We start from the raw sequence: 24,357 nt of genomic DNA, 5'->3' as shown, positions 1-24,357 counted from the left end.
GCTTAATTTGAAAATGGTCTTGTATTTTGGAAGTTTAGGCAAATCCGAAAACAAGGCTTAATTTAACCCCAAACCTCTTGTAGCAAGGGAACGTTGTGTATGATGCTAAAAACCGAACAAGAATGAAAAAAAACAAATACTTAATTCTATTTACACTTTTTACAATAAATCTTTTGATTGGACAAAATCAACCAAACACAAATGTGAAAATATTTAGTCCAAAAAATAATTCCTATAGTATTTATTACCCAGAAAATTATATCACTGAAGAGGATAAAGAAGGCATAGTTACCATTTTTAACAAAAGCCAAGACAGTAACGAAAAAGAAGAGAATAATATCACTATAAGTAATTATATAGTTGACAAAAAATTTTCGAAAGAAGAAACTATTACTTTGATGAAAAATTATTTTAATGATTATTTCTCGATTAAATTAGAAGATAAAGATTTTAACTCATATAAGTCAAAGTATGACAATCTTTTAGAATGTGATATAAAAGAAAGTGATAATTATTGGAAGTGGTGTACAATAACTTTAAAAAACAAAATATTTATCATTTCCCTTAATAAAAAAACAAATATTACCGCCGAAAATGCTACATTATTACGACAAATGATTGACAATTTGACTATTAATTAGCTTCAAGCACTATACTTGGCAATATGGCGGGATTTGGCTTAATTTAAAGTTGGTTTTGTACTTGGAAAATTAGTCATTAATCGAAAGATTAGGCTTCCTTAATCTGCCATATCGCCAAGCTGCCAAACGTTGGCAGTAATGCGCCCGTAGAAAAACATAAAATGAAAATACCATTTTTTAAGACAAAAGAAATCCCAAAACTAACCTTTGAAGAGATAATAGAACTTTTGCGTATAAATGATTTTAAAAAATTACAATACCAAAAGCAAAAGGGACAAAATTTCATAGCAACTGATTCTTACGATGGAATAAACATATTGGAATATTATATAAAAAACCATACTGATTTTAAATATGACAAAATAGAACTTGTAACTTTTCTTGTCAGTTGTGGAATTGAAATAAATCATAAAGGAAATAAAAGAGCAGACGAAAATTCCGCTCTGCATTTATGTGTTCATAAAAAGGATCTAGATTTAGTAAAAACTATTTTAGAATTAAATGCCGAAATTGAAATTCAAGATAAATATGGGAATACGCCATTGATGAGAGCAGTTGGTATTTATCGTGGAGAAGTTGAAGTATATGAAATAATTAAGTTTTTAATCAGAAATGGAGCTTCTTTGGAAAAGAAAAATTTTCACGATATTAATCCCAAGCAACATATTCTAAATGTCGGAGGTGGAATCGATGCAGGCTTTAATAAAAAAGAATGGGATTTACGTGAACTAATCTAAAAAAAGCACTACTGCCAACCGCTAGTAAGCAATAGTCGGGAATGAGGCTTAATTTAAAGATAGTTTTGTACTTGTAAAAATAGTCATTAATCGAAATATTAGGATTACTTAACCCCGACCATCGCCTACTAGCCAAACGTTGGCATATAATTAGCTATAATAACGAATTAGAAACTAAGAAATTATTAAAACTAGATTCTGATTATATGAATTAATTAGCATATACTTGCTTTTGGAATGAAAAACCAAATGAAGCAATCAAAATTATTCAATGGGCAATTCTAAAATTCCCAAATGAACCTAATCTTTTCGATAGTCAAGGAGAATTTCTTGAAAAGATTAGTGACATCAAAGGAGCAAAAAAATCATATGAAAATGCATTAAACGTCTTAGAGCCTGTTTAAATTTTATTTTTGAGATTTATTATTAGATGATTTTTGAGTGAAACTAGGCAAATTTTTATAAAATAGCAGAGCTATTGTATAAAAATTTAACGAAGTTGTAGCCAAAAATCGTCATAAGAGAGCCAATAAATAAAACTTAAACAGGCTCTTAGAAAGTCAAAAACTAAAATTAGACAAAAAAACATACGAAGAAAAGTATAGTTATTATAAGGGAAACTTTGATAGACTTGAAAATTAACACCTGCCAACACTTGTTACAATAGATTTAGGCAATTGACTTAATTTAATCTCAAACCCGCTGTAGTAACAACAAGTTGTGGGTAATGCTTTAAGAAATAATCACTACCTTACCGAAAAAAATTATGTCGTCAGAAATCGAAAATTTAATTCCGCATAGAACGCCGTTTTTATTTGTAGATAAAATTACATCATTCACTTCCGAAACAATCGTTGGCTTAAAGACATTTGATAAAGAAGACAATTGGCTAAAAGGAAGTTTCCCTGAATTCAATTTTGTTCCTGGGACAATTCTAATAGAATCAATGGCACAATGCGGTGGCGCAGGCGTGAAACTTTTAGGAATTACTGACGGAATATTTGGTCTTGTTAGTATTGAAGATGCTGAATTTTTTGCAGCAGCAAAATTTACCGATCAAATAAAATTTGTAATCCAGAACGTTCGTCTAAGTGAAAAAATAATCAAACAATCAGGGACTGCATACGTTGGAGATGTAAAAATATTAAAAGCTACATGGATGTGTGTTAAAATCTAATAGCCCTACCAATAACCGCCGTTTCATCGACATTGCGGAGTTTCCGGTAGCCGGAAGCTGCGGTTTCACGAAGAAACATTATCTTCGGCAGAGAGAACTCAGCCCGCTTTGATCCGCAACGTCGTGAAGCGGCCTAATGTTGATGTTAATTTTGTAAAATCACTGCTTAATCATAAATATTGAAATACATTAATGACAAGAACTATTTTAATCCTTCTAACAATCCTAACTTCTACTCATTTTTTAGGACAAACCGAACTAACTTGGAATTATTATGTGAAAAAATAAAGTGTCATCCTCAATTATAAAATTTACTGCATAATGACAATTAAAAATATTTTAGCAACACTTGTTCTGATAAATTCTAGCTTGACATTTTTTGCTCAAGACAAAACAACTACAGATCTGAAAATTTTATCTGATAATAGACAATTCGATAAAATTATTGAGCACGCTTCTAAATCTAGTGACTATTCCGCAAAGTCATTATATTATACCGGACTTGCTTATTATATGAAAGAAGACGATAATAATTGTATCAAGTTTATGAATTTATCCATAGATAAAGATTCAAAAGATCCTGCATCATTTTACATTAAGGCATCTGCTTTAAATTATATGCAAAAATATGGTGAAGCTGTAAAAAGTTTTCAATCAGCAATTAATTTAAAATCGGATGATGCAGAATTTTATAGCGGACTTGGTGATTCCTACTATAATTTAGAAAAATTAGATTTAGCATTAGAAGCATACAAAAAGGCCACTGAACAAAAGGATTGTTCTGACAGACCTTATTCGTTTATAGCTCAAATTTATTCTGACCAGAAAAATAACGACAAAGCTCTAGAGGCATTTTATGTCGCAAAATCAAAAATTGACAAAAAATCGAAATCATATATAAATGCATTATTTAATATAGGACTTCTTGAATCTATAAAAGGGGACTATGAAAAAGCTGAATCGGCTTTTGTTGAACTTTTGCAATTAGACCCGGCAGACTATCACGCATATGCTAAACTTATTCAAATATATTATTATAGAAAAGAGTATGACAAAGCAAAACCATATAAAGATAAATTGTATGAAGCTCACAAGAACAATAAATTAAAAGACAATTTAAAAGATATGTTTTGTTTCGATCAGTTCAAATGGGATGACAAATTAATCCAAGCTTTTGAAAGATATGAAGACGGCTCAAAAGGCATATACAACAAGCATCTGTTCTATGTTGTAAATCAAGAAGGCAAAATAGAATATAGAATTCAGACAGAATTTTCTCGAATTTCATTAGAACAAGGGGGCGTAAAATATTTACTCTGTCGAACAAAAGGAGATACTCATTCGACATTCAACATTGGTTTTAACGATAACTTTAAATATGAAGACTTGAAGAAAAGTGTAATTGATATTCTTGAAGGAAAAATTCAGCCAACAGTGACTTCAATATCAGCTAAATAAGAAGAATAACTGAACATAATAACTAATAACAGAAACTGAAATTAAATCGAAATGGAAATAATTGAAATCACTTTTGATAATTTTACAATAACGACAGACAAGTCAAAAATGGATATTTCTGCTATCCACGACTTCCTATCAAAATATTCAGGCTGGAGTGACAGCATTCCTTTTGAAAGGGTTAAGGCTTCTGTTGATAATTCTCTAAATTTCGGATTATTTCATAACAACAAACAAATTGGGTTTGCAAGGATAATATCCGACTTTTCTACTATTGCATATTTAGGCGACATTTATGTTTTAGACAATTATCGCGGGCAAGGACTTTCAAAAAAACTGATGGAGGCTGTAATGGGACACCCAAATTTACAAGGATTGAGACGATGGATTTTATTGACTTCGACAGCAGATTGGCTTTACGAAAAGTATGGATTTATTAAATTACCAAATCCAGAACTGTATATGGAACTTTTTAACCCAAATGTTTATAAAACTGATAAATTCAAATGATACTTGAAGAAGATTTTTTGTTTAAACAACACGAGGTTATAAACAAAAAGTAAGACGGCAAATTTTATAATAATAGTACGAAAAAATAAAACCCGAACGCCCTTGATATGTCTCGGTAACGATAGCGCAGAATTACTTCGTCAGTTCGCTATCGCTCGGGTGCATTCTCTGCCCGCAAAGTGAAGCAAACAAAGTATATAAAATTAGACCATTCAAAAAGCACAATTAAATGCTACACTTCTTGTATTTGTAAGAATAAAGAATGGTATGTCAACAAAATACAAAGCAACAACTACCGAGAAAGATTATTTTATTACTTTAACAATTAGTTGAAAAACAAAATATTTATGAAAGAAGAGTTTATAACATTTGAAAAATTTAACGACCAAAATTCAGCAAAAGAATTAGGCGAATTAATAGCTGAACAAAACATTGAATTTTTGTTAGAAGATAATTCTTTGAGTTTTGATCCAACCTTTGCTAACAATGGTTTTGGAAAAGAATATTGCATAAAACTCAAGAAAAGTGATTTTGAAAAAGCCAACAAAATTTTAACGGATAAAGCGGTAAATGAAATTAATGATATTGATGAAGATTATTATTTGTTGAGTTTTTCTGATGACGAATTAATTGATGTAGTTTCAAAGAGCGATGAATGGAATAAATTTGATGTTTCACTTGCTAAAAAATTACTTAAAGAAAGAGGCAAAGAAATTACACCCGAGGAAATCGAAAAAATTAAACAACAACGAATTGTAGAATTATCAAAGCCCGAAGAAGGTCAAAAGGTTTACATTATTTTAGGATATTTAACTGCATTCTTGGGCGGATTCTTGGGGATTTTTATTGGTTGGCATTTGCTAACTTATAAAAAAACGTTACCAAATGGAAACCGAATTTATGCTTATTCAGAAAATGATAGAAAACAAGGAAATCGAATTTTAATAATTAGCGGAATATTTTTTGTTTTTTGGCTGACAATTAAAATTTTGAATTAAACTGCATATTCTGACATCCCGCCCAAGCAGATATCTAAGATAGCACACAATAAAATTCTGCTCTATCGTTGCGTATATATGTGTTATCGGGTGTATTAAAAGTTAGTAGCAAATTTCAGACGTATTCGTTTCATACTATATATAATTATTCAAAACAAAAATGAAGAAAACTAGTTTAATGTTGATTTTTATATGTTCTTTATTTATTCAAAGTTGCCAAAAAAACAATTCTGAATATTTATCAGAATGGAAATCTGATAAAAATGCTTGCAATGGCGTTAGGACTATTGAAAAAACAGAAGTGTTAATCAAAGAGCTGAAAATTGAAAGTAGTACACTCGAATCAGTACTTGAAACTTTAGGAAAACCTGATAAATTTTCGAAATCGGACAATGCTAATTATTTAGAATATTATATTGAAAACAACTGTTCTTCAGAAGAAAAAGACATTTGCTTATTAACAATTACATTTTTTAAAGGTCAAAAAAAAACTGAAGTATCAATTACATGTACTTAATAAATAAAATTTGTTACTAACAGCGGTTTGGTTTAATACCCGAACGACCTTGATATGTCTCGGCAACGATAGCACACAATAAAATTCTGCTCTATCGTTGTGTATATATGTGCCATCGGGAACATTATCAGTTTGAAATAATCACGTTTCAAGAAATTCTATCGAAGATGAACAATAACCAAAACCTAAAAGAAATCGCAAAGCTGTTTTTGAGGTTAGGTGTTACTGCTTTTGGCGGGCCTGCGGCACACATTGCGATGATGCAGGAAGAAGTGGTTGTAAAAAGAAAATGGCTTAGCGAACAGCATTTTTTGGATTTAATAGGTGCAACAAACCTGATTCCCGGTCCCAACAGCACCGAAATGGCTATCCATATCGGGCACGAAAAAGGCGGTTGGAAAGGTTTAATCATAGCAGGGCTTTGTTTTATTCTTCCAGCTGTTTTTATTACGGGTATTTTTGCATGGCTGTATAAAGAATACGGTCACCTTCCCGAAGTACAGCCTTTCATTTACGGAATAAAACCGGCTATTATTGCAATTATTCTTGGTGCTGTTTTTCCTTTGGCAAAAAAATCCATGAAATCAATCGAACTTGTGATTATCGGGTTGATTGTATTGATTGGTTCCATGATTGGCTCCAACGAAATTTACCTGATGTTTGGTGCGGGATTTTTTGCGTTGTTTTTGTCCTATTGGCAAAACAGTAAATCAAACAAATTAAATGTTTTTTTGCCATTGGCATTTTTGCAGATAAATGACCAAACGATGCTTTCTACGAGCAACGGAAAGCTGTTTTTGATTTTTCTTAAAATCGGTGCAATACTTTACGGTAGCGGTTATGTACTGTTTGCATTTCTCGACTCCGAATTGGTTTCAACAGGAATTTTGACACGACAGCAATTGATAGATGCCATTGCAGTAGGACAATTTACGCCTGGTCCTGTTTTTTCTTCGGTGACATTTATCGGTTATCAAATCAACGGTTTGACAGGAGCGATCGTTTCGACAGTTGCGATATTTCTTCCGTCATTTGTATTTGTAGCATTGCTCAATCCACTTGTAAAGAAAATGCGGGATTCAGAATTGTTTTCGGTATTTTTGGATGCCGTTAATGTGGCTTCGGTTGCAATTATTACAGCTGTTTGTTTTGATATGGGAAAAGATACAATTACTGATTGGCGTACAATTTTGATTGCCGTTTTGAGTATTTCTATAACATTTGGTTACAAGAAAATGAATAGTGTTTTTGTAGTTTTGGGCGGTTCAATCATTGGTTATTTGCTGACTTTAATTTAAAAATACATTGACTATTCTTAACTAATACCAAACAGATCGAATTAGCCACAGATTAAAAAGATTTGCACAGATTTTTTAAAAAAAAGGCAGTAATAAAATCTGTGTAATCAGCGGCAAAAAAAATACAGGTATTATTTGCGGACAGACATATAAAAATAAATAAGGAAGAAGTTAACGGTTTTAAATAAACTATTTAAAATAAGCATTTTGCGGTTATTTCTTTGTTTAATCCAGCTTTAACCTGATATAATTTCTTCGACAATGAAAATAGCAATCGAACAAACAAAACCAATCAAGGTAAACATTCCTGCAAATATGGAATTTCATAAAAAAATGACTGTACTTGCTGTTTACTATAAATCTGATGCTGTTTTTTTTCGGAGCTTTCGCTGACAGGATATGAACCTGAGCTGGCCAAAGAATTAGCTGTTGATGCGGACTGTTATTATTTTGATGAGTTCCAAAAAATAAGTGATGAAAATAAAATCACTATTGGCGTTGGTATGCCGACAAAAACAGCATCTGGAATCCAAATCAGCATGGTGATTTTTCAGCCAAACACGCTAAGGCAGGTATATTCGAAATAACAATTACACGCTGACGAATTTCCTTTTTTTTGTAAATGGTTCAAACCAAATCATTCTAACCGTTGATGATTGCAAAATTGCTCCTGCGATTTGTCATGAAAGTTTGCTAGCTGATCATTCTGAAAATACTGTAAAACTTGGTGCAGAAATTTACTTGGTCAGTGTTGCCAAATCACAAACCGGCGTTGATAAAGCAATGAATCATTACTCTGTGGCTGCCAAGAGATTTTCAATACCGGTTTTGATGTCCAATTGTGTTGGCTATTGCGATAATTTCACAAGCGCTGGACAAAGTGCTGTCTGGACCAGACAAGGGAATCTGGCTGGACAGCTTGATGATAAAAGCGAAGGAATTTTAATTTTTGACACCAGAACAGAAGAAGTTTTAAAACACGTTTTGTAATATTCTGTAAATTAGAATTTTTTGTCAATCTGGCTGAGTTAGTAAATTTTAGCTATATTCGTGATGAATTGAACGTTAATGGTTGATTTTCAGTGATAACGTAAATCACCGACACGATGTGCATTATGAATACTTCACTAAAAACATAACAGCCAATGAAAAGTAAAATCTTTATTGCGGTAATTTTATTGGTATTTCCGGTAATTTTGTTTGGGCAGACCATTAAACGAGTTGATGGTAGCAAACTCACAGCAGACAGTTTAAATACTAAAATCGAACATTTGATGAAAACTGCAAATGTTTCAGGTGTTGCCATCTCTGTTTTTAATGATAATAAACTAATTTTCAGTAAAACTTTTGGTCTTGCTGATGTTCAAAAGAATATTCCGCTGCAACAGTCTTCTATTATGTATGGCGCGTCTTTTGCTAAGTCTGTTTTTGCTTACATTGCGATGCAGTATGTACAGGAAGGAGTCATTAATCTTGATAAACCGCTTGTGGAATATCTAAGTAAACCGTTGCCTGATTACAAAATAAATGGTTTTAGACGAGGTTATCAAGACCTGAAAGAGGATTTGCGTTACAAGAAGCTCACTGCCCGCATGTGCCTGGCACACACAACAGGTTTTCCAAATTGGCGTTGGTTTGAAGCCGACAAAAAAATAAAATTCAAGTTTGATCCTGGAACCCGTTACAGCTACTCCGGCGAAGGACTTTATCTGCTGCAATTTGTATTGGAGCAGATAACAGGCAAAGACTATGAAACCATTTCGCAAGAAAGAGTTTTTAAACCATTAGGGATGGCAAATACCAGTCAGATTTGGCAGGCTCGCTTTGATGAAAATATATGTTACGGCCACAATGCAAAAGGAGAACCGTATGAACTTATGAAATGGAAAGAGGCAAGTGCTGGAGGTTCTATGAGCACTTCTTTGGAAGATTATACGAAATTCTATGCCACTTTGATTAGTGGTAAAGGTCTTTCAAAAGAGAGTTTCAAAGAAATGACAAACCAGCAGATTAGAATCAGGTCAAGAAGCCAATTCGGACCGCTTGCCAAAATTGACAGCACCGATAATGACAATATCCAGTTAGGATACGGATTGGGAGTTGGTACTTTTAAAACTCCCTATGGCAGAGCATTTTTCAAGGAAGGCCATGATGAAGGCTGGGGACATTACTCAATTGCTTTTCCAGATAGGAAAATTGCTGTTGTGATTATGACGAATAATGATAATGGAGAAAGTCTTTTCAAAGAGCTTTTGGAGTATTCCATTGGTGATAAATTTACGCCTTGGCGCTGGGAAAATTACACTCCGTATAATTATATTCCACTGCCAGTGGTAAATATTTTTCAAGTCACAACTCAAGATTTGGATAAATACTTAGGAACGTATGCAAGTGCGCAATTGCCCATCAAAATTGCTATTACAAAAAACAATGTCAATTTAATCGCTCAGGCAACAGGACAGCAGTCTTTTGCTTTGCAGGCAACAGAAAAAGATAAGTTCAGCTATACTGACGAAGGAATAATTTTAGAATTTAATGCTGCTGACAGTTCTATGCTCTTAAAACAGTCAGGACAAATTTTTAACTTTGCAAAAGAATAAATAGAGATTGATAATTGTGATAAGAAACTAGTAAAAAGCAGTTTGACAGTCTTAAATGAACTGCTTTTAAATGCTCAAAAATGAATAATGCCCTTCGCTATACTATTAATAAACCAGATTCGTCACTTTCTGACTTTGTATACTGCTATTCATCCCTGCAGAATCTGTCAAATTTTACTGGAGGAGTAATTGTTCCCAATGGAAAAATTGATCTGCTGTTTTGTAAAACAGCTGACAATCGTTTTCAAATTGTACTTATGGGGTTGGAGACAAAGCCAAAACCAATGCCAAAATTAAATATAGAAACTTTTTTTGCTGTCAGTTTTAATCCGCTTGCTTTAGAATATGTTTTTCATGAATCTATTGCCGAATTTGTAGACAGCGGTAAAGAAATGCCAAATGATTTTTGGGGTTTTGGTATTCATGATCTGGATGATTTCGATGCTTTCTGTAAAAAAGTTTCGCAAAAAATTAAATCGTTATTATCCAATATAATTGACTCAAAAAAACTTCAATTGTTTGAATTAATTTTTGCTGCTGATGGGGAAGTGAATATTAAAGATTTATCCAAAAAAGTTTCCTGGGGCGAGCGCCAGATCAACCGGTATTTCAATCAGCAGCTGGGGATTTCATTGAAAACGTATTGCAGTATTTTACGTTTTCAGGCTTCGCTGCATCATATCAAAGATGGTAAACTTTCACCGCAGCTCAATTTTACCGATCAGTCCCATTTTATAAAAGAAATCAAAAAACTTTCGGGAGTTTCCCCAAAAGAATTGTTCAAAAATCAAAATGACCGATTTTTACAATTTTTGGTCTATCACGCGAAGTAATTTTGCTGCATAAAATTTAAAAATTATGCTGTTACAAAATAAAAAAATCGCAATTATTGGCGGTGGCCCAGGAGGATTGACACTTGCAAAACTCCTTCAGTTGAAAGGAGTAAATGTAAATGTATACGAAAGGGATATCAATAAAGATGCCCGCGTTCAGGGCTCACCGCTTGATCTGCATGAAGAATCCGGATTGGCAGCTATCACCGAAGCTGGTCTGCTGAATGAATTCAAAAAGAATTACATGCCCGGTGCAGACCGTCTGCAGATTATGAATGAACAGGCTGCGGTTTTTTTCAGCGATCATGAAGCTAAACCTGAAGAGAATTTTGGGCAGGAACATTTTCGTCCGGAAATAAGCAGGGGAGCATTACGAAGAATATTACTTGAATCGCTGGAACCAGAAACAGTTGTTTGGGACAGTCATTTTCTTTTAATGGAAACTCAAAACGACGGTTGGTTACTGCATTTCAAAAATAATAAATCGGTTTATGCCGACGTTGTCGTTGCTGCTGATGGAGCTAATTCTAAAATCAGGCCTTATATTACCGACATAAAAGCTTTTTACTCGGGAGTTACCATGCTGGAAGGTAATATTTATAATGCAGGAGAAACTGCTCCAAAAATAAATGCGCTGCTGAATGGCGGAAAAATTATGGCTTTTGGAAACGGGAAGGATTTATTGATGGGACAAAAAGACAATGGCGAAATTGGTTTCTATGCAAGTTTCAAAACCGATGAAAAATGGGCTGTAAATAATGGTTTGAACTATTCGGATAAATCACAGATGCTGGATTGGTTCAAAAAAGAATATTCAGAGTGGAGCGATGTTTGGCATGAATTATTTGAAAGTGCTGTAACTCCGTTTGTTCCCCGTCCAATTTATTGCATGCCATTGGATCAAACATGGGAAAGCATGCCGAACATGACAATGCTCGGGGATGCAGCGCATGTGATGCCTCCGTTTGCAGGTGAGGGAGTGAATGCGGCGATGCGTGATGCTTTGGAAATGAGCAGATGTTTAACTTCAAATGAATACGATTCTCTGCAGGAAGCAATTACTGTTTATGAAACGGACATGAGAGAAAGAGCTTCTGCAAAAGCTCAGGAATCTCTTGAAAATGGTGAGAGAATGCACTCAGAAAATGCGTTGGAAATAATGCTTGATTTTTTTGGAAATCATCAAAAATAGAAAGCTTAGTGTATAGTCATAAAAAATAATTTGCATAAAAAAGCCGCTTTGTCATTCAGGGACAAACGCGGCTTTTTACAAATAAAAAACTAAAAGAGAGTTTAAATATTAGAAAGAGTAAGCATTATCAGCAACTAGTTTTGAGGTAATCGTTTCCCTCAAACCAACAACATTCGGCATGTTGGTGTATTTTGTGTAACGGCGTAATCCCATTAGCATCATGCGCTGTTCATCGCCTTCGGCAAAAGAAATTATGCTTTCTTTTCCTTTTTGAGTAACGATGTCAACGGCTTGGTACAAGTACAATTGCGCCATAGCGATTTGTTCTTTTACTTTGTCAGCACCATTTGATTTGGCTAGCTTTTCGGTTCTCAAAATTGCACTTTCGGCCATATAGATTTCGATTAAAATATTCGAAGCTGCCATCAGTAACTGCTGGTGTCCTTCTAAATCCGGACCATATTTTTGAACTGCTCCGCCAGCAACCATTAAGAATGCTTTTTTCAGTTTGCCGATCATTTCTTTTTCTTCAGCAAACAGTTCAGAATAATCAGGAGTGTCAAATGACGGAATTCCCATTAATTCTTCCTGTACTTTGGAAGCTGGTCCAAGTAAATCAACATGGCCTTTCATGGCTTTTTTGATTAACATTCCCACTGAAAGCATTCTGTTGATTTCATTTGTTCCTTCGTAGATACGGGCAATACGGGCGTCTCTCCAGGCACTTTCCATGGGAGTATCTTCAGAGAATCCCATTCCGCCGAAGATTTGGATTCCTTCGTCAGCACAATTTTGAACATCTTCGGAAACGGCCACTTTTAGGATAGAACATTCGATAGCATATTCTTCAACTCCTTTCAATTCTGACTCTTGGTGCGAAACACCATCAGTCTCGCGGGCAATGATTCTGTCTTCAATGTCTTTTGCTGCACGATAGGTAGCACTTTCACCTGCATAGCAGGAAGCCGCCATCTCTGCCAGTTTAGAACGGATAGCTCCGAATTGTGAAATCGCAGTGTTGAACTGGATTCTTTCATTAGAATAATGAACAGCTCCTGTGATAACTCTTCGCTGTGCGTCCAGACAGGCAGCAGCCAATTTGATACGGCCAACGTTTAAAGCATTCATTGCTATTTTAAAACCGTTTCCTCTTTCAGAAAGCATGTTTTCAACTGGAACTTTTGTTTCATTGAAAAACACCTGACGGGTAGAGGAGGCACGGATCCCTAATTTATGCTCTTCTTCGCCAAATGAAATTCCGTTATCGGCTGTGTTTTCCAAAATGAATCCTGTGATGTTTTTATCGTCTTCAATACGTGCAAAAACGATGAAAAGAGAACAGAACCCGGCATTAGAGATCCACATTTTTTGTCCTGTAATTTTATAATGTGTTCCGTCTTCAGACAGAACCGCTTTGGTTTTTCCAGAATTAGCATCTGATCCGGCTCCTGGTTCAGTAAGGCAATAAGCACCAAACCATTCGCCTGTAGCTAATTTTGGTACGTATTTTTGTTTTTGTTCTTCTGTTCCGTAAAGCGTAATTGGCATTGTCCCGATTCCGGTGTGAGCTCCAAAAGCTGTAGAGAATGAACCCGTTGCTCCCGAAATATAGTCACAAACCAAAACGGTATTGACAAATCCCATTCCCATTCCGCCATAAGCTTCAGGTACAGCTACGCTCAAGAAACCAAGATCTCCGGCTTTGCGCATGGATTCTTCGGTAAAAGCATAATCTTTATTTTCAAAACGGTTTTTGTTCGGCCAAATTTCTTTGTCCACAAATTCTTTTACAGAGTCACGCATCATCAGCTGCTCTTCGTTGAAATCCTCTGGGGTGAAGATGTCTTCACATTTTGTTTCTTTTACGATGAATTGACCACCTCTTGTTTTGTCGCTCATGACTTTTATTTTTTTTTTGTTAAGATGAAAGATGAAAGAATCAAGAAGAAAGATTGTTATCTAACTTGCTTATGAAACCTGTTGTCATCTTTTGAAATTCAATTATTTTATTTTCTATTGCTTCTGTTTTTTCTTTTGATAAATAGTCGTTTTGGTAAGCTATTAATAATTGTGTCTGCAGCTCAAATGAAGAGCCTAAGCTGATATTCAAATAATGTTGAAAATGTTTATTTCCTCTATTTGATCCTTCTGCAATATTTGAAGGCATTGAGACCGAACATCGATTCATTTGACTAGACAAACTATAAGTTTCTGATTTTGGAAAAGTTGAAGTTAGCTTATATATATCGTTAGTAATTTCCATTGCTAAAAGCCAAATTTTCAAATTCTTAAAGTTGTGTCTCATAAGTTTTAATTCTTTTTTCTTGCCTCTTTGCTCTTTTTTCTTTTTTACAAAACTTCAAAAACCCCCGCACTTCCCTGTCCGGTTCCCACACACATACTCACGATACCGTATTTGTTACCTCTGCGTTTCATTTCGTCGAATAATTGAACAGAAAGTTTAGCTCCGGTACAGCCCAGCGGGTGACCTAGGGCAATCGCTCCTCCATTTACATTGATAATATCTGGGTTCAGATTCAGTTCACGGGTAACGGCCAAAGCCTGTGATGCAAAAGCTTCGTTCAATTCGATTAATTCGATATCATTTAGAGTCAGTCCGGCCTGTTTCAATGCTTTCGGAATCGCTTTTACAGGGCCGATTCCCATAATTCTTGGTTCAACACCGGCAGATGCAAAGTTTACTAATCGGGCGATAGGCTGAAGGTTTAATTCTTTTACCATTTCTTCGCTCATCACCAGTACAAAAGCGGCACCGTCACTCATTTGCGAAGAGTTACCTGCAGTTACACTTCCGTCAGCAGCAAAAACAGCTCTAAGACCCGCTAATGCTTCCAGTGAAGTTCCTGCTCTTGGTCCTTCGTCTTTGTTTACAACGTATGATTTGGTTTCTTTTTTGCCATTTTCATTAATGAAAGTCTGCTCAACTGTAATAGGCACAATCTGTTTGTCGAATTTACCTTCAGCCTGTGCTTTCAGGGCTTTGTTGTGTGATTGAAAAGCAAATTCATCCTGATCTGCACGTGAAATATTGAACTGTTTAGCCACCGCTTCGGATGTGAGACCCATTCCCCAGTAGTAATCTTCGTGTCCCGCTTTTGCGACAGCGTAATCCGGAGTAGGTTTGTAACCTCCCATCGGGATATAACTCATACTTTCGGCACCGCCGGCAATGATACAGTGCGCCATTCCCGACTGGATTTTGGCAGTTGCCATTCCGATAGTTTCCAGACCCGATGCACAATAACGGTTCACAGTAACACCAGGTACATCATTTACTTTTAATCCCATCAGAGAGATTAAACGTCCTACATTTAAACCTTGTTCTGCTTCCGGCATGGCGTTTCCAACCATAACGTCGTCAATACGCGTTTTGTCAAAATCAGGCAGTTCATTCATCATGTACTGAATGGTTTCAGCAGCTAATTCATCAGGTCTTTTGAATCTAAAAAGTCCTTTTGGTGCTTTTCCAACTGCCGTTCTATATGCTTTAACTATGTATGCTGTTTTCATTTTTTTTTCTTTTTTAAGATTATTAGAAGAAAGATGCAAGAAGCAAGATTTCAAAACAGAGTTTTGTCTTTTCTCTTGGCTCTAGCTTCTATTTTCTAATTACGAAGCGGTTTCCCTTTAGTTAACATATACTGAATTCTTTCCAATGTTTTTCTTTCGGTACAAAGTGATAAGAAAGCTTCTCTTTCGATATCCAGTAAATACTGCTCAGATACCAAAGTAGATTCGGATAAATCACCTCCAGCCATAACGTAAGCCAGTTTGTTAGCAATTTTCTTGTCGTGTTCAGAAATGTATTTTCCAGCTTCCATCTGGTCAGTTCCCACTAAGAACATTCCTAAAGCCTGTTTCCCTAAAACCTTCACATCGGTTCTGCGGATAGGCTGTGTGTAACCTGCTTCTGCCATTAATAAAGCATGTTTTTTGGCTTCGGCAATCTGACGGTCTTTGTTTACTACGATAATATCTTTACCATGCTGTAAAAGTCCGGTGTCAAAAGCTTCGTAACCGGAAGTCGATACTTTTGCCATTGCGATTGTTAAGAAATATTCCTGCAGTACATTCAATTCCACATCATTTTTGCGGAATAAATCAGAAGCTCTCAAAGCCATTTCTTTGGATCCGCCGCCGCCTGGAATAACCCCAACGCCAAATTCAACCAATCCCATATAGGTTTCTGCTGCAGCAACTACTTTGTCAGCGTGCAGACTCATTTCGCATCCGCCTCCAAAAGTCATTCCGTGAGGCGCTACAACAACTGGAATTGAAGAATAACGAACACGCATCATCGTGTCTTGGAACATTTTGATCGCCATATTTAACTCGTCATATTCCTGTTCAACAGCCATCATGAAAATCATTCCGATATTGGCTCCAACAGAGAAATTAGCTGCCTGGTTTCCAATAACCAGACCTTGGTATTCTTTTTCAGATAAATCTATCGCTTTATTAATTGCTTGAAGTACATCACCGCCAATAGTATTCATTTTGGATTGGAATTCCAAGTTTAGAATTCCGTCTCCCAAATCCTGAATAATTGCACCACTGTTGCTCCAAACTTTTTTGCTTTCGCGAATGTTGTTCAGAATGATAAAAGAATCTTGTCCCGGTACTTTTGTCTGTGATTTTGTCTGAATATTATAGAAATATGTGGCTCCTTCTTTTACAGTATAAAAACTAGTACTTCCGGAAGCAAGCATTTCGGTAACCCAAACTGCAGGCTCAAGACCTTCGGCTTTCATGATTTCGATTCCATTGGCAACACCAATAGCATCCCAAATTTCGAACGGACCATTTTCCCATCCAAAACCAGCTTTCATCGCATCATCAATTTTATATAATTCATCTGAGATTTCAGGAATACGGTTGGAAACATAAGCAAACATTCCAGCGAAACTCTTTCTGTAGAATTCGCCTGCTTTATCTTTTCCTTTAACCAAAACCTTGAATCTATTGATGGGTTTGTCTATTGTTTTTGTTAATTCCAAAGTGGCAAAAGAAGCTTTTTTGGCAGTTCGGTATTCCAAAGTATCTAAGTCCAAAGAAAGAATGTCTTTGTCTGCTTTTTTGTAGAAACCTTGACCTGTTTTGCTTCCGTACCATTTGTTTTCCATCATTTTGCTGATAAAATCTGGAAGTTTGAACAATTCGTGCTGCTCGTCTGCAGGGCAGTTTTCGTAGATTCCATTAGCAACATGTACCAAAGTATCCAGTCCAACCACATCGACAGTTCTGAAAGTAGCTGATTTTGGACGGCCAATAACTGGTCCAGTCAATTTGTCAACTTCTTCAATGGTTAATCCCAATTCTTTCACCAAGTGGAACAAACTCTGGATTCCGTAAATACCAATACGGTTTCCGATAAATGCCGGAGTGTCTTTGGCAACAACCGAAGTTTTGCCTAAGAATTTTTCTCCGTATGTGGTTAAGAAATCCAAAACATCTGCAGAAGTCTGTGGTCCCGGAATAATTTCAAATAATTTTAAGTAACGCGCTGGGTTAAAAAAGTGTGTACCGCAGAAATGTTTTTGGAAATCATCGCTTCGTCCTTCGCTCATAAAATGAATTGGAATACCCGAAGTATTAGATGTTACCAAAGTTCCCGGTTTTCTGAATTGGTCGATTTGCTCAAAAACTATTTTTTTGATGTCCAGACGCTCCACAACCACTTCGATAATCCAGTCAGCATTGGCAATCTTGGCCATATCATCTGTTGTGTTTCCAGTTGTGATTCGGCTGGCGAATTTTTGGCTGTAAATAGGAGAGGGCTTCGATTTTAATGAATTAGCCAAGTGGTCGTTTACTACACGGTTGCGGACAATTTTGCTTTCAAGCGTCAGTCCTTTTTTGGTTTCAGCATCAGTAAGCGCGTTTGGAATTATGTCCAAAAGCAAAACTTCAACCCCAATGTTGGCAAAATGACAGGCAATCCCTGAACCCATGATTCCGGATCCGATTACTGCTACTTTTTTAATGCTGCGTTTCATATAATGTTACTATTTAAATTTTGTAAATATGTTATCGCCATTCTCCATTAATTTTTAAGGCTTGGTGATTTCATCATTACTGTTTTCTGTTTGGTTGAATATGTCTTTATTCTGAATCAGTTCGTTGATAATTTCCGCTACTTCTATGAAATTATTTATTTTTTCTTCTGAGACATGCTGTCTTACAGAGTCATTAAATTTCAAAACAGTATTCTTTGAAAGCTCTCTTTTTTCTTTCCCAAAATCGGTCAGGTAAATCAAAACACCTCTGCCGTCTTCCGGGTTTTTCTTTCGGATAATCAATCCTTTTTCCTCCATCGATTTTAAGGTTCTGGTCAGGCTTGTCGCTTCCATCCCCATTCTTGGACCCAATGCCGTCGAAGGTGTTCCTTCTTCTCTGTCGATGCTTAATAAAGCAAATCCGGTTGCCATTGTTGCATCATATTTATTGGCCTCTTCGTTGTACATTCTGGATACGGCCTGCCAAGTTGCTCTTAGGATATAATCTATTGTTTTGTTTTTCATAGTGCTACTATATCGATTTCAAATGTAATAAAAAAAATACTATGCACGCATAATATTTTATCTCTTTTTTTTATTTTTTATAAATATAGATAAAAAAGTCCTTTAAAATAAGGTGCTGAGTAAATATTATGCATGCCTTGTATTTTTTGTAAAAAGCAAAAAACACTGCTAATTGAGCTTTAAATAAAAAGTTCGAAAATATTCATTTGGGATAATTGAAAAATCCTTATTAATCTGGATCACTTTCGTAACGCAGCAATCCTTTTTGGAGAATTGATTTCATGCGGTTGCGCAAATGTTCGGGGCTAAGCACTTCCAGGCTGTCGCCAAAACCTAATAAAATGCGTTCCAATTCATAATTTTGTATTACAAAAAGATGGACAATAATACTGCCGTCTTCATTTTCTTTAATCAATCGCTGGGAAGAATGTAAAGGTTTTGTAATAACATAAGGAGCATTATTGGCATCAATCCAGAGTTCGATGCGTCTTGGCTGTAAACCTGTGTTTACAGTAACGCCGACCACGTTTTTATAATAGAGTTCAGGATTGAATTTTTGTTCCAAGTATGGCAGATTCAAATTGTAATCAATCGAAATGATTCGGTCGAGCGCGAGATTTGTAATCGGCTGGTTTTCCTTTCTTTTTCCGATCAAAAACCAGCGGTTATTAAACTCTTTCAAAATAAAGGGATGAAAGTCGAAAACCTTTTCTTCAGCCGATTTAAATGATTTATAAGTAATCACCAAAACCACTTTTTTTACAATCGCCTGATAGATTTCTTCCAGAAAATGCAGCCCTTTCAAATGCTCGTTTTTATCCAAATGAATCACAGGCTGTGTATGCGATTTTTCGGCGTAGATTTTATCTTCCAAACGCTGTAAAATATCCGAAACATCATTAAACAAAGAGAAATCCTTAAACTGTTTCAGCATCGAAACCGTTTCGGTCAAAACATTCATGTCTGTTTCCGTCAGCGGAATATCTGTTATCGAAAAATCTTCGTCTTCATATTTATAAAACTTTTTATCATAAACAACAATTGGCGCATTATAACCTAGTTTTTCGCTCCGCATCAGCTGAATATCCATCTGAATGGTTCGTTTGCTGATTGGGTTGTCGCGTCCTTCGTATTCAAATAGCGCTTCCGAACAGCATTCGATTAAATCCTCCAAAGTCCATTGCCTGTAGCGATTCTGCAGGCATTTGTCAATTGTTTTGTAACGGATTAAGGCATTTTTATTTTGTGACATATTTTTACAATTTTTATGGCAATGAAATTTATTTTAGAAAATAAATCATGACAGAAATAAATTAATCAGAGTTAAAAATACAATTTTTGATTTACTGCGTAATACGATTGCGTAGATTAAATTTAACATTTTACAGAAATGAGTATTTGTACTATTTTTTTGTTAAAAAAAATCATATACATTTACCGCCTCAACCTGAAAAACACCATAATGGGGAAACTTTACTTTCTGCAACTAAACCTTATTTTATTAATTACTACTTCGGTTTATTCTTTTACTTCCAAAAAAAATAATTTACCTCCTGAAACATTTACGAATTGGGTTGTTCCTCCAACAATAGATTTTGTTTTTACTAATAACAATGCTTGTTCTGGAACGCCTGTAACTTTTAATGCAACGGTATCCGGCGCCGCACCTTTTACTTATAAATGGGATTTTGGAGACGGAAGCAGTTCTACGAATACAACACCAAGTCACAGCTTTACTGCACTTGGCTGCGGGGTACAAAGTTTTAGTGTAAAACTAACCGTAACTGATGCTAACGGAGAAACGAATACTGTAACCAAAACGGTCGATGTAAAACAAAAGCCAGATTTAAAGTTTACAGATTTAAATGCTCCGGGATCGAATAAACCATTTGAGCGATGCGGGGATAACAATTCAAATCCAAAATATACGATTAATATCGGAAATGCTTCAAATTCAGTTGGGTGTATTACTTCCTACAATGTAGATTGGGGCGATGGAAATTCAGAAACAAATGTTACGTTTCCAAAAACTCATGAGTATCAAAGATTAGGTGCTTTTAATATGGTCATCACGGCTTTGGGTACAAATACATGCAGTAATGCTATTACTTATGTAGTTAAAAATTCGAATAACCCGTTGGGAGCGCTTATTGCACCGGGAAATACGACTAATTTATGTACGCCGGTTCAGCCTATGGATTTTGCTATTGGATCATGGGGACTTAATCCTTCAGATACAAGATATTATGTTGATTATGGTGACGGTACAGCTATTAGTTATACTCAAGCTCAGCTGGAAAGTTCTGTTTATTATAATAGCTTAAATCCTCAGGCTTCACAAAATTTTCCTATTCCTCATACTTTTACGCGATTTAATTGTCCGTCAGGAAATACAGTTCGTTTAACTATAACAACATCTTGCGGAAGTACTTATTTAACAGCCGGACCTATTATTATTTTAGATGTGCCTAGAATAAGTTTTAATGTGAACAATATTATTTGTGCCAATACTTATGCGCAGTTTTTTAATACAACAATTGCTGGATACACAAATGATTGCAGCACTTATAATGTTTATACTTGGGATTTTGGAGACGGAACTCCAGTGTCAAGAGAAGTCAATCCTTCGCATGTATATACAAGACCGGGAACTTATACAATTAAGCTTTCTGCGCAAACACCCTGTGGTATAGGAGCTTCTACAACAAGAACAATTTGTGTGGAACCAATTCTAGAACCAAATTTTACTTTTGGAAATGCTTGTGCTTCAACCAATCTTCAGATAACTAATACGACTGATACGAGTTTGGGATGCGGTACCGAAAGATACTATTGGGAAGTTACCTATTATGTAGAAGGCTTTTGTGGTAAAGAGGCAGTGCCGGGATTAAACAGAGGGCAATGGAATTTTGCCAATAATACGTATTACAATTCAAAAGATCCGGTTTTTAATTTCACCATGCCGGGAACGTATTACGTAAGATTGACTACCACAAATTCATGTGGAATTGAAAGGTCAATTACTAAAACAATTGATGTAAAAAAACCGCCGGTTATTACACTTGAACCAATATCTGATTTTTGTAATTCAGCTACAATTAAACCAGTTGCAAAAGTGGAACAAACCTGTTCTCCTGCTAGTGAAATTACTTATTTGTGGAGTTTTCCAGGCGGAACACCTTCTACTTCTACATCGCTGGATCCGGGATCTATTAACTATACCACAAGTGGTAATTATCAGGCTATTTTTAGTGTAACAAACAGCTGTGGTACTACAACTAAAACGGCTAACTTTTCGGTTAATACGGTTTTATCACCAATTATATCACCCAAAACGGTACAAATTTGCAGCGGAAATACTTTTCAGGTTACACCAGTTACAAACGGAACGGATAATGTACCATCAGGAACAACGTATGTTTGGTCAGCTCCAGTTGTTTCTCCTGCGGGTACGGTAAGCGGCGCTAGTGCACAAACATCACCAAGAACAAATATTTCACAAACTCTGACTAATAATACTAACACACCAGCGACTGTAACCTATACGGTTTCGCCAATTTCTACAGTTTGTCCTGGACCGGATTTTACAATTACCGTAACTGTTGATCCATTAATTAAAGTAGTTGAAACCATAAAAACAGGAACTTGTTTTGGTTCAAACGATGGTAGTATTACCATTTCTGTAGCTGGAGGTATTCCTTTTGCGACAGGAAATCCGTATACTTTTTCATGGACCGGTCCAGACGGATTTGTAAGTACTGACCAAAATATTTCTAATTTAAAACAAGGATATTATAATCTGAGAGTTATTGATAACGGAAGATGTCCTTTTACTAGGAGCTATTATGTTAGTGAACCCGGAAAATTTCAAGTTGTTGGAGAATCTAAAAGTGATGTGACTTGTTTTGGATTAAATGACGGAAGAATTAATGTTTCAGTATCTGGCGGTACACAGCCTTATACATACGTATGGACAAAAGATGGAAATCCTTATAGTGCTAATAAAGGGAATCCGTCTAATCTTGGACCCGGTGATTATAATGTAACTATTACCGAAGTCAACAATTGTGATGTCTTAAACAAAAGTTTTAGAATTATCGAACCGCCTTTATTAAAGCTGTCTTATGTTAGCCAGGTTGATATTTTATGTTATGGATATTCGACAGGAGAAATAAATATTACTACAACTGGTGGAAGAGTAACAGAAATATCTCCGGGAGTTTTCAATTACCGATACAATTGGACAGGACCAAACGGATATAGAAGTACAGTTAAAAATCCAAGAAATTTAGCAGCGGGAACTTATAATTTAACAGTAACAGATAATTCAGGCTGTACAGATCAATTACAGGTGATTTTACTTCAAAATGATGAAATAAAATTAGATTATACAAAAACAGAAATAGCGTGTTATAACTATGCCGATGCATCGATAACTATAAATAATATTACAGGAGGAGTTCCATTTGCAACAGGAGAACCGTACATTATAAAATGGAGTAATTTAGGATCCGGACGTGTACAGAATAATTTATCGGCAGGAACTTATGTAATCAGTATTACAGATGCATTAGGCTGTCCAAAAGTGTTCACGATTGTTATTGATAATGCGCCAGTATTTACAATAAAACCAGATGTGAAGCAGATTTCTTGTTTTGGTCAGAAAGATGCGCACATACGTTTAAATCTAGTTGGAGGTAAAGCTCCTGTTCGTCTGGTTTGGGATGATGATGCAACAGCGGGAATAGAAAGAAATAATTTGGGACAGGGAAAATATTCGGTAACTATTACCGATGCTAAAAATTGTGTTATAAAAGAATCTTTTACAATTGTAGAACCTTTACTGCTTGAAGTAAAAGGAAAAGTTTCTAACACTTTAGATTGCGCAAGAGCCGATAACGGAGCAATCAATCTGGTTGTAACCGGAGGTACTCAGCCTTATACTTACAGTTGGTCGAATGGTGCTAAAACAGAAGATTTAGTAAACCTTGTTCCGGGCAAATATACTGTCGTTGTAACAGATGCTAATGGCTGTAAACAATCTGATACCTGGACAATTACCCGATTTGATCAGCTCACGCCTTCAATAGAAGTAATAACGGATCATAATTGTGAAACCAAATATGTAAAACAAACTTTTATTGGACACGTAAAAGGTGGAATTCCGCCATATACTTTAAGCTGGTCAGATGGAGTGGTTTCTGGAGCTAATAATGAAATCATGAATACCGACAATAAAGGTCTTGTTATATTTACTGTAACAGATAGTTTTGGATGTAAAGCAGATGTAGCATACAATGTCAATATACCTGTTTTGGGTACTGCGAATTTCTCAGTAGGATCATATGGAAAAGACATGTATGATTTGTATTCTATTTATGATCCAATAAAATTTACCAATCTGGCAACTGGCGACTTTACATTGGTTTCATGGGATTTTGGAGATGGAAATTTTTCAGATGAAGAAAATCCGCAGCACATTTATACTCGTGTAGGAACATATACTATCAAACAAACAGTTACTTATCCATTTGGCTGTCAGTATTCGTATTCAACAACAATAAAAGTCGAAAAAGGATACAGCCTTATCATGCCAAACGCCTTTACGCCAAATAATGATGGCTATAATGACACATTTGCTCCTGTATTTTTAGGATTATCTGACATAACACTTGACGTATTTGATACTTGGGGTGCTGTAATATATTCAGAAACTGGAACAAACATTAGAGGATGGAACGGAAGAATTAAAGATATAGATGCAGAAAATGGGAATTACTACTATAAAATTACCCTGAAAACTTTCTACAATCATACCGTTGTAGAAAAAGGCGCATTCACATTAATTAAATAA

19 protein-coding genes are annotated in these 24,357 nt (G+C 35.5%); 13 read left to right on the top strand and 6 right to left on the bottom strand.

Annotated features, from left to right (window positions below):
• Positions 1 to 122 precede the first annotated feature (122 nt).
• From IRZ80_RS00510 to IRZ80_RS00455, 12 genes are all read left to right on the top strand, one after another.
• Positions 123 to 641, top strand: a complete 519-nt coding sequence (locus IRZ80_RS00510; RefSeq protein ID WP_194639149.1) for a hypothetical protein — start codon at positions 123 to 125, stop codon at positions 639 to 641.
• 161 nt (positions 642 to 802) lie between these two features.
• Complete coding sequence (locus tag IRZ80_RS00505; RefSeq protein WP_194639147.1) at positions 803 to 1,378, top strand: ankyrin repeat domain-containing protein; 576 nt, start codon at positions 803 to 805, stop codon at positions 1,376 to 1,378.
• A gap of 766 nt (positions 1,379 to 2,144) precedes the next feature.
• Positions 2,145 to 2,555, top strand: a complete 411-nt coding sequence (locus tag IRZ80_RS00500) for a 3-hydroxyacyl-ACP dehydratase FabZ family protein (RefSeq protein WP_194639146.1) — start codon at positions 2,145 to 2,147, stop codon at positions 2,553 to 2,555.
• Between the two features lie 321 nt (positions 2,556 to 2,876).
• Entirely contained in the window at positions 2,877 to 4,013 is a 1,137-nt protein-coding gene (locus IRZ80_RS00495; RefSeq protein WP_194639145.1) for a tetratricopeptide repeat protein, read from the top strand.
• A 51-nt stretch (positions 4,014 to 4,064) separates the two neighbouring features.
• Positions 4,065 to 4,523 carry a GNAT family N-acetyltransferase gene (locus IRZ80_RS00490; protein ID WP_194639144.1) on the top strand — a complete coding sequence of 153 codons (459 nt, stop codon included), beginning with the start codon at positions 4,065 to 4,067 and terminating at the stop codon, positions 4,521 to 4,523.
• Between the two features lie 347 nt (positions 4,524 to 4,870).
• Complete coding sequence (locus tag IRZ80_RS00485; protein ID WP_194639143.1) at positions 4,871 to 5,521, top strand: hypothetical protein; 651 nt, start codon at positions 4,871 to 4,873, stop codon at positions 5,519 to 5,521.
• A gap of 160 nt (positions 5,522 to 5,681) precedes the next feature.
• Positions 5,682 to 6,038 (top strand): hypothetical protein, encoded by a 357-nt coding sequence (locus IRZ80_RS00480; protein WP_194639142.1) that lies wholly within the window; start codon positions 5,682 to 5,684, stop codon positions 6,036 to 6,038.
• Between the two features lie 167 nt (positions 6,039 to 6,205).
• Complete coding sequence (gene chrA / locus IRZ80_RS00475; RefSeq protein WP_194639141.1) at positions 6,206 to 7,336, top strand: chromate efflux transporter; 1,131 nt, start codon at positions 6,206 to 6,208, stop codon at positions 7,334 to 7,336.
• A gap of 576 nt (positions 7,337 to 7,912) precedes the next feature.
• Complete coding sequence (locus IRZ80_RS20875; protein ID WP_317174702.1) at positions 7,913 to 8,326, top strand: nitrilase-related carbon-nitrogen hydrolase; 414 nt, start codon at positions 7,913 to 7,915, stop codon at positions 8,324 to 8,326.
• A 155-nt stretch (positions 8,327 to 8,481) separates the two neighbouring features.
• Complete coding sequence (locus tag IRZ80_RS00465; protein ID WP_194639140.1) at positions 8,482 to 9,936, top strand: serine hydrolase domain-containing protein; 1,455 nt, start codon at positions 8,482 to 8,484, stop codon at positions 9,934 to 9,936.
• Between the two features lie 80 nt (positions 9,937 to 10,016).
• Positions 10,017 to 10,769, top strand: coding sequence for a helix-turn-helix domain-containing protein (locus IRZ80_RS00460; protein WP_194639139.1), 753 nt, complete (start codon positions 10,017 to 10,019; stop codon positions 10,767 to 10,769).
• A gap of 25 nt (positions 10,770 to 10,794) precedes the next feature.
• Positions 10,795 to 11,961, top strand: coding sequence for an FAD-dependent oxidoreductase (locus tag IRZ80_RS00455; RefSeq protein WP_194639138.1), 1,167 nt, complete (start codon positions 10,795 to 10,797; stop codon positions 11,959 to 11,961).
• Between the two features lie 108 nt (positions 11,962 to 12,069).
• Here IRZ80_RS00455 and IRZ80_RS00450 read toward each other — a convergent pair whose 3' ends face one another.
• The 6 genes from IRZ80_RS00450 to IRZ80_RS00425 all read right to left on the bottom strand — a co-directional run bounded on the left by IRZ80_RS00450 (position 12,070) and on the right by IRZ80_RS00425 (position 19,755).
• Positions 12,070 to 13,860, bottom strand: a complete 1,791-nt coding sequence (locus IRZ80_RS00450) for an acyl-CoA dehydrogenase family protein (RefSeq protein ID WP_194639137.1) — start codon at positions 13,858 to 13,860, stop codon at positions 12,070 to 12,072.
• A gap of 40 nt (positions 13,861 to 13,900) precedes the next feature.
• Positions 13,901 to 14,266 (bottom strand): four helix bundle protein, encoded by a 366-nt coding sequence (locus tag IRZ80_RS00445; RefSeq protein ID WP_194639133.1) that lies wholly within the window; start codon positions 14,264 to 14,266, stop codon positions 13,901 to 13,903.
• A 44-nt stretch (positions 14,267 to 14,310) separates the two neighbouring features.
• Complete coding sequence (locus IRZ80_RS00440; RefSeq protein WP_194639131.1) at positions 14,311 to 15,492, bottom strand: acetyl-CoA C-acyltransferase; 1,182 nt, start codon at positions 15,490 to 15,492, stop codon at positions 14,311 to 14,313.
• A gap of 95 nt (positions 15,493 to 15,587) precedes the next feature.
• Positions 15,588 to 17,978: a 3-hydroxyacyl-CoA dehydrogenase/enoyl-CoA hydratase family protein gene (locus tag IRZ80_RS00435; protein WP_194639129.1), complete on the bottom strand. Its 2,391-nt coding sequence runs from the start codon at positions 17,976 to 17,978 to the stop codon at positions 15,588 to 15,590.
• A 54-nt stretch (positions 17,979 to 18,032) separates the two neighbouring features.
• Entirely contained in the window at positions 18,033 to 18,503 is a 471-nt protein-coding gene (locus IRZ80_RS00430) for a MarR family winged helix-turn-helix transcriptional regulator (protein ID WP_194639127.1), read from the bottom strand.
• Positions 18,504 to 18,732: 229 nt separating this feature from the next.
• Positions 18,733 to 19,755, bottom strand: a complete 1,023-nt coding sequence (locus IRZ80_RS00425; protein ID WP_194639117.1) for a helix-turn-helix transcriptional regulator — start codon at positions 19,753 to 19,755, stop codon at positions 18,733 to 18,735.
• Positions 19,756 to 19,965: 210 nt separating this feature from the next.
• Here IRZ80_RS00425 and IRZ80_RS00420 point away from each other — a divergent pair, with 210 nt between their 5' ends.
• Positions 19,966 to 24,357, top strand: coding sequence for a PKD domain-containing protein (locus tag IRZ80_RS00420; RefSeq protein ID WP_194639116.1), 4,392 nt, complete (start codon positions 19,966 to 19,968; stop codon positions 24,355 to 24,357).

Origin of the sequence: Flavobacterium sp. HJJ (assembly GCF_015351475.1) — a bacterium.
Taxonomy (GTDB): domain Bacteria; phylum Bacteroidota; class Bacteroidia; order Flavobacteriales; family Flavobacteriaceae; genus Flavobacterium; species Flavobacterium marginilacus.
This window is presented reverse-complemented; position numbering and strand designations above follow the sequence as displayed.